Here is a 470-nt window from a genome sequence, read left to right on the forward strand (position 1 = left end):
GTCCAGTCTGTACACCATGGAGTGGTCGGCCCTGCAATCCGCCGGGCGGAAAACCATCGCGGAGCGCCTGGCGATATGGGAAGAACGCTATCCCGACGTCACCGCGAATTTAGAGGTTCAGTTCGAACGACCGGCTCGGCAGTTGATCGAGGAGTCCGAGCGTTCGCAGCTGGTTGTCGTCGGTAGCCACGGTCGAGGCGGTTTCGCCGGAATGCTGCTCGGATCAGTGAGCGCGGCTGTCGCACAGGAGGCTGTCGCGCCAGTCATCGTCGTGCGTCGTTAGCGTGTGGAATCCGTCCAGGCTGGACGGAGGTCAATCACGGACTTGGATCGCCGATTCTCGAGAACCGCTCGACTCGGCCGTCGGCGGCCTGTCATCAAGTGGCCGATGACCGCGATCAGGGGCGAACGACGATCACGGGGGCGTCCGCTGACCGAGCAACAGCAGAGCTGACGGAACCCAGCAGTAT

Annotated in this window: 2 protein-coding genes; one reads left to right on the plus strand and one right to left on the minus strand. The window is 63.0% G+C overall.

The features are described from left to right. Positions 1 to 283, plus strand: a 283-nt coding sequence (locus RNB18_RS51445; protein WP_311720987.1) for a universal stress protein, incomplete at its 5' end; no start/stop codon positions are given. A 115-nt stretch (positions 284 to 398) separates the two neighbouring features. On the opposite strand, the gene RNB18_RS54020 is transcribed toward RNB18_RS51445, so the two are convergent. After that, on the minus strand, positions 399 to 470 hold the full coding sequence (locus tag RNB18_RS54020; RefSeq protein ID WP_394817810.1) for a universal stress protein: 72 nt from the start codon (positions 468 to 470) through the stop codon (positions 399 to 401).

Source organism: Streptomyces doebereineriae (genome assembly GCF_031845645.1).
GTDB lineage: Bacteria > Actinomycetota > Actinomycetes > Streptomycetales > Streptomycetaceae > Streptomyces > Streptomyces canus.